Below are 12,753 nucleotides of genomic sequence, written 5' to 3'. Positions count from 1 at the left end.
GCGTTTCAGCGGCCCGGCGGCGGCTGGCCGTCGAGGCCGGCGATGAAATTGGCAATCTCGTACAGCGCATGGCCGGTGCAGGCGCACTCATTGCGGGCATTCGGCTCCTGCAGCTGGGCCGCCGCCAGCCGCCGCACTGTGGTCGGGACACCGGCGGCGATCAGCCTGGCGGCATACGCCTCGGCCTCGTCGCGCAGCGGATCGTCATCGGTCGACAGGATCAGCGCCGGCGGCAGGTTCTTCAGCCGGCTCGACTGCAGCGGCGAGGCGTACGGATGGCTGCGGTCGGCCGCATGCGGCAGGTAGCCGCGATAGGCGGCGGCGCATTCGTCGGCCAGCCTGGCCTTGTCCGGGCAACTGGGCAATTCACGCATCGAGCAGGTGGACAGGCCGGGATCGAGCATAGGCATGATCAGGATCTGGCCAGCCAGGCGCGGCGCGCCGCGGTCGCGCGCCATCATGGCGGCCACGGCGGCGATGTTGCCGCCGGCCTCGATGCCCGCCACCAGCATGCGCTTGCCGGTCCAGCCCAGCTTGGCCTTGTTCCTGCTTGCCCAGGCCAGCACCGCATGCGCATCCTCGACTGCCGCCGGGAAAGGCTTGACCGGCGCCAGCGTGTAGGTAGACGACAGCACCACGGGATAGCCGCTGGCAATGGCCAGGCTGCGCAGGAAGCCATCGGCTTCGTCCAGGTCGCCATCGACGAAGCCGCCGCCGTGGAAGAACACGATCAAGAGGTCGCGCCTGCCATCGACGACGGCCCGGTACAGGCGCCCCGCGAGCGGGCCTTCGAAACCCGCGACTTCCAGTTCGCGCGACTCGAGTTCATGCTCGCCGTCGCCGGCCGCTCTGGCCTGTTTCGCGTCCACGCCAGCCGTGCTCATCGCATCCACCCGCCAGCGGCGCGCACCGGGGCCGTGCCCAGCGCAGGCGCACGGCCTGCAAGAATCCTGTCGCGATATGTCATGGCTCACCCCTGTTTCCGTCCCGGCTATCGAACAAACCTGCCGTGCCGACAATATAGACATCGACTAGAATTTAATAAATCGCGTAATTGCGAATCCATTATTCAGCAGATTGAACAATCGAGATCATGAACAACAAGTTCCAGGCCATGGAAGTGTTCGTCCAGGTGGTCGACACCGGCAGCTTCACGCGGGCGGCAGACATACTGCAACTGCCCAAGGCCACGGTTTCCACCCTGGTGCAGGCGCTGGAGGCGTCGCTATCGGCCAAGCTGCTGCACCGGACCACCCGCCTGGTCACGGTGACGACCGACGGCGCCGCCTATTACGAGCGCTGCGTGCGCATCCTGTCCGACGTGCGGGATGCCGACGAATCGCTGTCGCGGTCCCGCGTGTCGCCGAGCGGGCGGCTGCGGGTGGACATGGCAACCGGCCTGGCCAGCGAAGTGCTGATCCCGGCCCTGCCCGCCTTCTTCGAGCGCTATCCCGACATCATGATGGAACTGGGCAGCACGGACCGCCCGGTCGACCTGGTCGAGGAAGGCGTGGACTGCGCGATCCGCGGCGGCGAGCTGGGCGACGTCAACCTGATCGCGCGCCGCGTCGGCGTGATCAACTTCGTGACGGCCGCCTCGCCGGCCTATCTCGAACGCTACGGCGTGCCCGAGCATCCGCGCGACCTCGAACGCCATCGCTGCGTGAATTACTTCTCGGCCAAAACCGGCAAGACCTACGACTGGGACTTCCGGCGCGGCGAGGAGCGCATCGACATCGCCATGCGCGGCGTGGTAGCGCTGAACGACTCGAACGCCTATGTGCAGGCCGGGCTGGCTGGCCTGGGCGTGGTCCAGATGACCGATTACCTGCTGCTGCAGCATGTCGCCGCCGGGCGCATGGTGCAGCTACTGCCCGACTGGACCAGCGAGCCGCTGCCGGTGCATATCGTCTATCCGCAGAACCGGCACCTGTCGGCCAAGGTACGGGTGTTCGTGGAGTGGGTGTCGGACCTGTTCGCCAACCATCCGCAGATGCGCATGCGGCCCGCGGACCAGCCCGCGCCGCTGGTGTCGGCGGCTGTGGTCGACGCCGTCACTGCAGCCTGACCGGGCTGGATACAAAGCCGTTGCCGTTGCCGTTGCCGTTGCCGTTGCCGTTGCCGTTGCCGTTGCCGTTGCCGTTGCCGTTGCCGTTGCCGTTGCCGTTGCCGTTGCCGTTGCCGTTGCCGTTGCTTTTGCAGTGGCCGTTGCTTTTGCAGTGGCCGTTGCTTTTGCAGTGGCCGTTGCTTTTGCAGTGGCCGTTGCTTTTGCAGTGGCCGTTGCAGTTGCAGTGAAGTCCCGTTGAGCGCGCCGTGTCAGCGGTGCCCGGAGCGGGAAAAGGTGCGGCGTCTGTCTGAGCCAAGCGCAGCTTGGCGAGTTTAGCCGCGCCCCGCTCCGGGTACCGCTGACACGGGAACCCCGCGCAGCGGGGCGCGATCACCGGGTCGCCTTTTTTTGGTTACTTTTTTTGGCGAAGCAAAAAAAGTGACCCGGCCGCCGGGACGGATTCCCGGCTTGTCTCCACGGCAGTGCAGCCGCCTTGCGTCACCCGGCAAGGCACAGGCAGCACTGTCGTCTTTGCTTTTGACGTTTTTCGGCAAACTTCAAACTTCAAACTTCAAAAGCAACTGCTGCTTCGCAGTGACGTTTTTACGGCGGGTGAAACAACGCGAAAGCACTATCGTCATGACCAGGCCGGGAGTTCGCCCCGGCGGGCGACCTACTTCTTTTGCTTCGCCAAAAGAAGTAGGCAAGAAAAGGCGACCCGGTGATCGCGCCCCGCTGCGCGGGGTCCCCGTGCCGTCGATGCATGGAGCGGGGCGCGGCTAAACTCGCCAAGCTACGCTTGGCTCAGACAGACGCCGCACCTTTTCCCGCTCCATGCACCGACGTCACGGCGCGCTCAACGGGACTTAAAGGCAACTGCAACAACAACTTCAAAAACAACTGCAGCTGCAACGGCAACAGCAACTGTCGCTGCGCGTGCTTTAGCTGCAACGGCAACTGCAACTGCAACGGCGTTCCACCGCTCCCAACCCCATCCCATATCCCGCATCCGCCTGGACCGGAACAACAATCTCGACAAATTCCCGCACGCTCCTTCAATGCCAATCCCGCCAAGCCGCCCGATGCCGGCTAAACCGCAAAAGCCCAGATGAAGAAACGGCGCCCGCAGGCGCCGTCTCAGGGTCTGCCGCCTGCCTCAGGCAGCGCGCGGACGGTAGCGTTCCCGCAGGCCGCCAATCACCGACCAGACCAGGCCGACCACCGCCAGCGTCATGATGGTGCCCACCAGGCCGTTGTTCCAGAAGATCCCCAGACCGCCCTTGGACGCCAGCATGCTCTGGCGGAACGCATCCTCAGCACGGTCGCCCAGCACCAGGGCCAGCACCAGCGGCGCCAGCGGATAGTCGAGCTTCTTGAACACATAGCCGATGATGCCGAAGATCAGCATCAGCCAGATGTCGAACTGGGCGTTGTGCACCGTGAAGGCGCCGATGGCGCAGATCACCAGGATGGCCGGCGCGATGATGGAGAACGGAATGCGCAGGATGGCGGCGAACAGCGGCACCGACGCCAGCACGATGATCAGCCCGGCCAGGTTGCCCAGGTACATGCTGGCGATCAGGCCCCAGACGAAGTCCTTCTGCTCGACGAACAGCAGCGGCCCCGGCTGCAGGCCCCAGATCATCAGCCCGCCCAGCAGCACGGCAGCGGTGGCCGAGCCGGGAATGCCCAGCGCCAGCATCGGCAGCAGCGCGCTGGTGCCGGCCGCGTGGGCCGCGGTCTCGGGCGCCAGCACGCCTTCCACGTTGCCCTTGCCGAAGGTTTCCGGGTTGCGGGAAAACTTCTTGGCCACGCCATAGCCCATGAAGGACGCGGCGGTGGCGCCGCCGGGCGTGATGCCCAGCCAGCAGCCGATGGCCGAGGAACGCAGCAGCGTCATGAAGAAGCGCGGCATGCCGGCCCAGGTCTTCAGCACCACCTTCAAGTCAATTGCCGCATGCTTGCCCTTGAAGGCCAGGCCTTCCTCCATCGTCATCAGGATCTCGCTGATGCCGAACAGGCCGATCACGGCCACCAGGAAGTCGAAGCCGCGCAGCAGCACCGGCAGGCCGAAGGTCATGCGCAGCTGGCCGGAAATGGTGTCCATGCCGACCGCCGCCAGCACGAAGCCGATGCACATCGAGATCACGATCTTGGCCTTGGGCTCCTTGCCCATGCCGACGAAGCTGCAGAAGGTCAGGAAGTACACCGCGAAGAATTCGGGCGGACCGAAGCGCAGCGCGAACTTGGCCACCAGCGGCGCAAGGAAGGTGATCATCAGCACGCCCACCAGCGCGCCGATGAAGGAGCCGGTGAAGGCGCTGGTCAGCGCCTCGCCGGCCTGCCCGCGCTGGGCCATCGGATAGCCGTCGAAAGTGGTCGCCACCGACCAGGCTTCACCGGGAATGTTGAACAGCACCGAGGTGATCGCGCCGCCGAACAGCGCGCCCCAGTAGATGCAGGACAGCAGGATGATGGCCGAGGTCGGGTTCATCGTGAACGTCAATGGCAGCAGGATCGCCACGCCGTTGGGGCCGCCCAGTCCGGGCAGCACGCCGACCACGATGCCGAGCAGGATGCCGATGGCCATCAGGCCGATGTTCTGCCACGACAGCACCGTGGCAAAGCCGTTCATCAGCAGGGATAAGTCTTCCATCGCAACTCCTGTCAGTAGCCAAACAGCGCTTCCAGCGGACCCTTGGGCAGGGGCACCTGGAACATGATTTCAAAGATCCAGAACAGCGCGCCGCTGATGCCCAGGCCCACCAGCGCCGACTTGAGCCAGCCGAACTTGCCGACGAAGCGCATGAAGGCAGCGATGAAGATGGCCGAGGCCACGTAGATGCCGGTCAGCTGCAGCACGGTCACATAGGCAATCAGCGGCAGCAGCACCGTTGCCACCAGGCGCAGCTGCGCCTTTTCGACGAAGGGCTCGCTGTCCTTCTTCTTCCATGCCTGGAAGATCACGAACAGGCTGCCAAGGAAGATGATGACGCCCATGCGCAGCGGGAAGTAGCCGGCCTCGGGGCCGTCGCTGGCCCAGCCGGCGCCGAGCTGGTAATTGCTGACGATGACGACCGCCGCCATCACGGCGATCAGGATGCCGACGGCGATCTCGGCCGTGCGGCGGGTAATGGCGGTGTCGTTCCCGTCCGCCGGGGCGTGGGTGTCGTGTGGTGCGCTCATGATGTAGGGGATGAAATCGGTGGCGAAAAAAACCGCGGCGCCGCATGCGCAGCGCGCATGCGGCGAAAGAACCAGGCTTACTTGGCCATGAAGCCGGCGAAGCCCATGATCTCCTTGTGCGCCTTCTCATCCTTTTCCAGGAAGTCCTTCAGCGCCGGACCCACCGCCACCGTGGGCTTCAATGCGTTCTTCTCGACATAAGCCTTCCACTCCGGCGTGGCCACCACTTTCTGGAACAGGTCTTCATAGAACTTCACCGCCTCGGCCGGCACCTTGCCCGGCAGCAGGAAGACCCGCACCATCTCGTATTCCACGTCCAGGCCCTGCTCCTTGCAGGTCGGTATGTCGGACCAGCTCTGGGTCTCGGTGACCTTTTCCTTGTAGCTGCTGCGCGTCTCGGAGAACAGGCACAGCGCCCGGTGCTGCCCGGCGCGCCACTGGCCGACCGATTCCGACGGATTGTTGATGTTGGAATCGATGTGCTTGCCCGACAGCTGGGTTGCCGCCTCGCCGCCGCCCTTGTACGGGATGTAGGTGAACTTCACGCCGGCCTTCTTCTCGATCATCGCGGTGATCATGTGGTCTTCGCGCTTGGAGCTGGTGCCGCCCATCTTGAAGGTGTCCGGCGCCTTCTTCACCGCGGCCAGGTAGTCGCCAGCCGTCTTGTAGGGCGTGTCGCTGTTGACCCACAGGACGAACTGGTCCTGCGCCACCATCGCGATCGGCGTCAGGTCGCGCCAGTTGAACGGCAGGCCGGTGGCCAGCGGCACCGTGTACAGGCCGGACGAGGAAGCCACGATCTTGTGGGCGTCGCCGGTCGAGGCCTTCATGTCCAGCAGGCCTTCCGCGCCGCTGGCGCCGGCCTTGTTCTGGACCACGATGGCCTGCTTCATCAGCTTGTGCTTGGTGATGATGCCCTGGATCGAGCGCGCCATCTGGTCGGTGGCGCCGCCGGCGCTGAACGGGACGACGATTTCCACCGGCTTGGTGGGCTCCCAGGCATGCGCCGCGCCGGCGCCAGCCAGGCTCAGGGCGGCCAGCGACAGCGCCAGGGCCGACTTGACGGGACGGGATGGGATGAAGCACTGGTTGGTACGGTCAGGCACTGTTGTCTCCTCATCGGCTTTGCGCCGTATGTTTATTGATATGGAATTTCTTGCACCCAGGCACTGCTGCAATGAACCGTGCCGAAATTACATTTTGAATACAATATACGAAATGCCAGCTCAGTCAAGCAATTTCTTGTTTCCAAAGAGCATCCGATTCAGCCAAATCAGACCGCCGGCACGCGCGGCCGCTGGCTGCGACGCCAGCCGAAATGCTGCGACAGCAGCAGCACGCCGGCCGCTCCCATCAGGATGATGGCCGCGGTGCCGCTGCGCTCGACCAGTCCGCCCGCCACCGCCACCCCGACAGACTGCCCCAGGTAGAAGCAGGAAGCGAACGACGCCACCGCCGCGCCGCGGCGCTCGGGCGCCATCTGGGTGGCGTTGATCTGCAGCGTGTTGTGCAGCATGTAGAAACCCAGGCCGGACGCCAGGCAGCCTGGCAGCGCCCACCACAGGTTGGGCGCGATGCCGATCAGCAGCAGCGACCCTGCCAGCAGCAGGCCGCCCCAGCGCGCCAGTCCCGACTCGCCCAGCGCCGCCACCACGCGGCTGGCGCTGCCGGCAAACACCAGGCCGCCCATGCCGAACAGCATCACCACGGTGCCGGCCGAGGAAAGCGACATGCCCAGCACCCGGTGCAGGTGCGAAGCGATGAAGGCAAAGGCGCCGTACAGGAAGGCGCCTTCCAGGAACACCGTCAGCAGCACTACCCGCGCCCAGGGCTTCTTCAGCACCTCGGTGAATTCGCTCATGGTCCGGCGCAGCACCGGACCGTCGGCGCTGCGCGTCTGCCGCGCCGACGCCGGCAGGCGCCGGTTGGTCGACAGCAGCAGCGCGCCGATCACCACGAACAGCAGCGCGATGCCGATGAAGGGAACGCGCCAGCTCATGTGGTCCGCCGCAAAGCCGCCCACCAGCACGCCGGACGACAGGCCGAGGATCTGCCCGGTAAGAAAACGCGCCAGCACCGGCTGCCGCTGCTCGTAAGGCACCACGTCACCTATCCACGCCATCGACAGCGGAATGATGGCGCCGGCGGTGGCGCCGGCCAGCAGGCGCGCCGCCAGCAGGGTCGGGTAACCCGGCGCCAGCGCGCAGGCCGCCGCGGTTGCCGCGCAGGCCATGCAGGCCCAGGCCACCACCAGGTATTTGCCATGGCGGTCGCCCAGCGGCCCGAAGAACAGCTGCGATACGCCATAGGCGATGGAAAAGGTGGTCACGACATAGGAAGCGCCGCCCAGCGACACGCCGAGTTCGGCCGCCAGGCGCGGCAGCTGCGCGTCCGTCACCCGCAGCGACAGCGCGCTGCCGAAGGAGGCCAGCGCCAGGTACATCACCGCCGCCAGCGGAAAGGCCGGCTCCCCTTGCGGCTGCGTCGTCATGCGCGCCGCCCGCCGCTCACGCAGCCGCCCCGGCCGCCGCCTTGCCGACCAGTACCGCGTTGTCGCTGACCAGCTGCGCCACTTCGTCGCCGGAATAGCCCAGCTCTTCCAGCACGGCGCGGGTATGCTCGCCCAGCATCGGCGCGGGACGCTTGCCGTCGCTCTTGCCGCCGGAGAAGCGGATCGGCAGGCCGATGCCCTTGACCGGGCCGGCCGCGGGATGCTCGGTCTCGACGATCATGTCGCGCGCCAGCGCCTGCGGATGCGCCAGCGCGTCCGGGATCTCCAGCACGGGGCCGGCCGGCAGGCCGGCTTCATCGAACAGCACCATCCATTCGTCGGTGGTGCGGGTCTGCAGCCGCCCGGTCAGCAGGTCGACCAGCGCCTCGCGGTTGGCCATGCGGTCCGGGTTGGTGCGGAAACGCGGGTCCGCCGCCAGGCCAGGCATGTCCAGCACTTCCACCAGGCGCTCGTAATTGGCCTGGTTGGCCGCGCCGATATTGATCCAGCCGTCCTTCGAGCGGAATGCCTGGTAGGGCGTGCTGGTGGAATTGGCCGATCCCATCTTGGGCAGGATGGTGCCGTTGCCGAAGTAGTTTGCGGCCGGCCAGTACATCTGCTGCAGGCCGGCCTCGAACAGCGAGGTGTCCACCACCTGGCCCAGGCCGGTGCGCAGCTTTTCCGCGTAAGCCGCGGCAATGCCCAGCGCGGCCAGGATGCCGGCGTTGATGTCGGCCACCGGCGAGCCGGCCTTGATCGGCGGACGGCCTTCCTCGCCGGTCATGCTCATCAGGCCGCTCATGCCCTGCGCGATCAGGTCAAAGCCGCCCTTGTCGGCGAAGGGGCCGGTGCGGCCGAAGCCGGAGATGCAGCAGTAGATCAGGCCGGGATTGATGCGCTTCAGTTCTTCATAGCCCAGGCCGAACTTCTCCATCGTGCCGCCGCGGTAGTTCTCGGTGACCACGTCGGCATCGGCCAAAAGGCGCGCCAGCACCTCGCGGCCGCCCTTGGTCTTCAGGTTCAGGCCGATGCCGCGCTTGTTGCGGTTGACGATCATGAAAGAGGCCGATTCGCCGCAGTCCAGCACCGGGGCGAAGCGGCGCGAGTCGTCGCCGTCCGGGGTCTTTTCCACCTTGATCACATCGGCGCCCATGTCGGCCAGCATCATGCCGCATACCGGGCCGGACATGATATGGGCCAGTTCGATTACCCGCATGCCGCTAAGTGGTCCTGCCATCTTGATTCCCCTCTTTCCGTTATCGATTGCGGCGTGACGCCGCTTGTGTCTGCTTGTGTCTGCTTGTGTCTGCTTGTGTCTGCTTGTGTCTGCTGGTATCTGCCGGCTCAGGCGCCGGTCCAGACCGGCTTGCTCTTGTTCATGAAGGCTTCCACGCCGGCCCGGAAGTCGCTGCTGCCGTAGCACAGGCGCACCAGGTCGTCGCCATCGGGCAGGCCGGCGGCGACGATGCGGCGGATCGCTTCCTTGGAAGCGCGCATCGTGACCGGCGCGTTCTTCAGGAGCCGCCCGCACAGCGTCGCCGCCTTCGCTTCCAGTTCGGCCGGCTCGGCGATCTCGGTCAGGAAGCCGCAGTCCAGCGCTTCCTGCGCGCCCACGGTATCGGCCAGCAGCAGCATGCGGCGCGCGCGCGGCGCGCCGAAGGAAGCCACCACCCGCGCATAGTTGGCCATCGACAGGCAGTTGCCCAGCGTCCTGGCGATCGGCACGCCGAACGAGGCATTGGGCGTGGCCACGCGAAAGTCGCAGGCGGCCGAGATAGCCAGCCCGCCGCCGATGGCCCAGCCCTCGACGATGGCCACGGTGGGCATGGGCAGGCGCTCGATGGCTTCGATCATCGCGTCGATCTTCTTCTCGTAATCGATGCCGTCCTCGCCGCCCTTGAAGGCCAGGAACTGCTCGATGTCGGTGCCGGCGACGAAGGCTTCGCCGCCCGCGCCGCGCACCGTGGCGACCCGCACCGACGGATCGGCGCTGATCTGCCGGCAATGCGCCGCCAGCTGTTCATACATGGTCCAGGTCATCGCGTTGCGTGCCGCGGGCCGGTCGATCAGGATGGCGGCCACGCCGTCGTTGATGCTCAAGTGAACTTGTCCGGTGCTCATGGTTGGGTTTCCTTATTCGTGTCAGGTGGCTCAGGCCACGTCCCGCTGCGCCGGCGGCGTGCGGTTGATGTAGTCGGTGGTGATGCGCACCGTAGTGTCGAGCACATGCGCCCGCAGCAGCTCGCCCAGCAGCTTGCCGTCGCGCTGTTCCAGGGCGGCGACGATCTGCTCATGCTCGTCCAGCGCCTTCTTCCACTGCTCCTCGGTCTTGCCCGCGATGAAGCGGATGCAGTGGATGCGGGTCAGCAGCTGGTGGTACATGCCGATCAGCGTGGCGTTGCAGGTCATCTCCAGGATGGCTTCATGGATCAGCCGGTTGTTCTGCAGGTAGGCCGACTCCTCACCGGCCTCGTAATGCGCCACCATCTGCTTGTGCAACTCGCGCAGCCGCGCCACCTGGGCCGGCGTGGCGTTCCTGCAGGCCTGTTCGCCGGCCACCGCTTCCAGCGCCGCCATGATCGGGAACAGTTCCTCGATTTCCTGCGGCGTGGTCTCGGCCACCACCGCGCCGCGGTTGATCACCAGCTTCAGGACGCCTTCCGCCGCCAGCACCTTGACTGCCTCCCGCATCGGGGTCCGCGACACGCCGAAGCGCTCGCACAACTTCTGCTCGGGCAGCTTGTCGCCGGGCCGCAGGTCGCCGCGCATGATCAGGTCGCGCAGATGGCTGACCAAGGTGTCGTGCAGGCTGCTGCGCACGATGCGCTGCGATGCCAGTTCATTGTCCATTGCGTTCTCCTCATCCTCTCTTCACGCCGACTGTTCGACCATGGGCGCCGGCGCCGCCTTGCGCCGCCGCAGGAGCCCGAACAGCGGTAGGCTCAGCAAGCCCAGGCCAACCAGCATCATCGTGGTCACCAGCGAATTGGACCAGAACACCGACATCGAGCCGTCGGACGCAATCATCGCCTGGCGGAAGGCATCCTCGGCCTTGTCGCCCAGCACCATGGCCAGCACCAGCGGCGCTAGCGGATAGTCGAGCTTCTTGAACACATAGCCGATCACGCCGAAGGCCAGCGCCATGTAGATGTCGAATTCCTTGTTGGCCACCGTCAGCGCGCCGGTCAGGCAGACCACCACGATGATGGGTCCGATGATGTTGAACGGAATGCGCAGCATCGCGGCGAAGAACGGCACCGTTGCCAGCACCAGCACCACGGCGATCACATTGCCCATGTACATGCTGGCGATCAGGCCCCAGACGAAGTCGGGCCGCTCGACAAACAGCATCGGCCCCGGCGACAGGCCCCAGATCATCAGGCCGCCCATCATCACCGCCGCCGTGGCCGAGCCGGGAATGCCCAGCGCCAGCATCGGCAGCAGCGCGCAGGAGCCGGCCGAGTGGTCGGCGGTTTCCGGCGACACGATGCCCTGCGGCGCGCCCTTGCCGAAGCTGTCGCGGTTGCCGGACATGCGGCGCGCAATGCCGTAGCTCATGAAGGACGCCGCGGTCGGGCCGCCGGGCGTGATGCCCATCCAGCAGCCGATGGCGCTGCTGCGCAGCAGGTCCTTCCAGTAGCGCGGCAGTTCCACCAGCGTCGCCATGATGTCGCGCAGACGCAGCTTGGCGCGCACGCCCTGGAACCGCGCGCCCTCCTCGATGGTCAGCAGCAGCTCGCCGAAGCCGAACAGGCCGATCACCGCGATCAGGAAGCTGATGCCGCCAATCAGGTTGTCGAACTCGAAGGTCAGGCGAGAAGCGCCGGAGACGGTATCCATGCCGACCGCGGCCAGCGCGAAGCCCAGGCCCATCGACACCACGGTCTTGAACGGCGCGCCGCTGGACATGCCGATGAAGCCGGCAAACGCGATGAAATAGACCGCGAAGAATTCCGCCGGCCCGAACTTCATCGCAAAGCCGGCCATCCAGCCCGACAGCAGGGTGATCACCAGCACGCCGGCCAGCGCGCCGAAGCCGGCGGAGGCAAAGGCCAGCGTCAGCGCCCGTCCGGCCTGGCCGCTCTGCGCCATCGGGTAGCCGTCGAAGGTGGTGGCCACCGACGACGGCTCGCCGGGAATGTTGAACAGGATGGAGGTGGTGGAGCCGCCGAACAGCGCGCCCCAGTACATGCTGGTGAGCAGGATGATGGCCGACACCGGGTCCATCGTGAAGGTCAGCGGCAGCAGCAGCGACACGCCGTTGGGCGCGCCCAGGCCGGGCAGCACGCCCACCACCAGGCCCAGCAGCACGCCGGCCACCATGATGAATACATGCTGGTAGGTCAGCGCGACACTGAAGCCATCCATCAGCGATTGAAAATTACCCATGATTTCCTTTCCCTTGCCTGGTCGGGCGCATCAATAGAGGCCGAACAGGTTCAGCAGCGGCCCCTTGGGCAGCGGCAGCTTGAATGCATATTCGAAGCAGACATAGAAGAACAGCGCCGCGCCCAGCCCCAGCAGCACCGCGCGCGCCGGGCGCAGCCTGGCTTTCCAGAGCGTGACGGCCGGCAGGTATAGCGCAATGCCCACGTACAGGCCGAGCAGGCTCACCAGCACCGCGAAGACGACGATGGCGGCGAAGAAGGCGGCCACGTCGCGCACCCGGCCGGACTCGATGAAATGGCCGGTCAGCCGGCGCCGGGCCAGCACGGCCTGCGCCAGGTTGACCGCGCTGCCGATCAGCACCATGCAGCCGATATAGAACGGAAAGAAGCCGGCTTCCGGCCCCTGCTCGTTCCAGGAAATGCCGTGCCTGGCGGAGCCGACGCAGATGACCAGGCCCAGCAGGGCCGTGAACAGCGCGGTCGCCGCTTCCATGGCAAAGCGCGTATTGAACATAAAAACCTCGTGCGGTGGGGCAGGCTCGATGCTGCCTGTCAGTGGCGGGTGGTACCGGTGCGCGCCGCTACTAACGACCAAGGCGCGCACCGCATGGTGCTTAACTTAATGCAGCTTAACGCGGCTT

At 66.0% G+C, this 12,753-nt stretch carries 12 protein-coding genes; 1 reads left to right on the top strand and 11 read right to left on the bottom strand.

Going from position 1 to position 12,753, the window contains the following annotated elements:
• Positions 1-5: 5 nt before the first annotated feature.
• A complete protein-coding gene (locus tag ABC383_RS25810) occupies positions 6-869 on the bottom strand; it encodes an alpha/beta hydrolase (RefSeq protein ID WP_413018569.1) in 864 nt (287 codons plus the stop codon).
• A gap of 224 nt (positions 870-1,093) precedes the next feature.
• Between ABC383_RS25810 and ABC383_RS25805 the strand changes: the two genes are divergently transcribed.
• Positions 1,094-2,068, top strand: coding sequence for a LysR family transcriptional regulator (locus tag ABC383_RS25805; RefSeq protein ID WP_413018567.1), 975 nt, complete (start codon positions 1,094-1,096; stop codon positions 2,066-2,068).
• On the opposite strand, the gene ABC383_RS25800 is transcribed toward ABC383_RS25805, so the two are convergent.
• From ABC383_RS25800 to ABC383_RS25755, 10 genes are all read right to left on the bottom strand, one after another.
• Positions 2,055-2,441: a hypothetical protein gene (locus ABC383_RS25800; RefSeq protein WP_413018565.1), complete on the bottom strand. Its 387-nt coding sequence runs from the start codon at positions 2,439-2,441 to the stop codon at positions 2,055-2,057. The two genes, ABC383_RS25805 and ABC383_RS25800, sit on opposite strands and share 14 nt — an antisense overlap.
• 762 nt (positions 2,442-3,203) lie before the next feature.
• Positions 3,204-4,703 carry a tripartite tricarboxylate transporter permease gene (locus ABC383_RS25795; protein WP_413018563.1) on the bottom strand — a complete coding sequence of 500 codons (1,500 nt, stop codon included), beginning with the start codon at positions 4,701-4,703 and terminating at the stop codon, positions 3,204-3,206.
• Positions 4,704-4,714: 11 nt separating this feature from the next.
• Positions 4,715-5,233: a tripartite tricarboxylate transporter TctB family protein gene (locus ABC383_RS25790; RefSeq protein ID WP_413018561.1), complete on the bottom strand. Its 519-nt coding sequence runs from the start codon at positions 5,231-5,233 to the stop codon at positions 4,715-4,717.
• 77 nt (positions 5,234-5,310) lie between these two features.
• Positions 5,311-6,339 carry a tripartite tricarboxylate transporter substrate binding protein gene (locus ABC383_RS25785; RefSeq protein ID WP_413018559.1) on the bottom strand — a complete coding sequence of 343 codons (1,029 nt, stop codon included), beginning with the start codon at positions 6,337-6,339 and terminating at the stop codon, positions 5,311-5,313.
• Between the two features lie 167 nt (positions 6,340-6,506).
• A complete protein-coding gene (locus ABC383_RS25780; RefSeq protein ID WP_413018557.1) occupies positions 6,507-7,724 on the bottom strand; it encodes an MFS transporter in 1,218 nt (405 codons plus the stop codon).
• Positions 7,725-7,740: 16 nt separating this feature from the next.
• A complete protein-coding gene (locus tag ABC383_RS25775; RefSeq protein WP_413018555.1) occupies positions 7,741-8,961 on the bottom strand; it encodes a CaiB/BaiF CoA transferase family protein in 1,221 nt (406 codons plus the stop codon).
• A gap of 107 nt (positions 8,962-9,068) precedes the next feature.
• Entirely contained in the window at positions 9,069-9,845 is a 777-nt protein-coding gene (locus ABC383_RS25770; protein ID WP_413018553.1) for an enoyl-CoA hydratase/isomerase family protein, read from the bottom strand.
• Positions 9,846-9,875: 30 nt separating this feature from the next.
• Entirely contained in the window at positions 9,876-10,574 is a 699-nt protein-coding gene (locus ABC383_RS25765) for a GntR family transcriptional regulator (protein ID WP_413018551.1), read from the bottom strand.
• A 21-nt stretch (positions 10,575-10,595) separates the two neighbouring features.
• Positions 10,596-12,113, bottom strand: coding sequence for a tripartite tricarboxylate transporter permease (locus ABC383_RS25760; RefSeq protein WP_413018549.1), 1,518 nt, complete (start codon positions 12,111-12,113; stop codon positions 10,596-10,598).
• Positions 12,114-12,143: 30 nt separating this feature from the next.
• Positions 12,144-12,626 carry a tripartite tricarboxylate transporter TctB family protein gene (locus ABC383_RS25755; protein WP_413018547.1) on the bottom strand — a complete coding sequence of 161 codons (483 nt, stop codon included), beginning with the start codon at positions 12,624-12,626 and terminating at the stop codon, positions 12,144-12,146.
• Positions 12,627-12,753: the final 127 nt, after the last annotated feature.

Origin of the sequence: Noviherbaspirillum phoenicis (genome assembly GCF_047237965.1) — a bacterium.
Lineage (GTDB): Bacteria > Pseudomonadota > Gammaproteobacteria > Burkholderiales > Burkholderiaceae_D > Noviherbaspirillum_A.
Note: the sequence above shows the minus strand (reverse complement) of the source record. Positions and strands in the feature narration are given on the sequence as shown.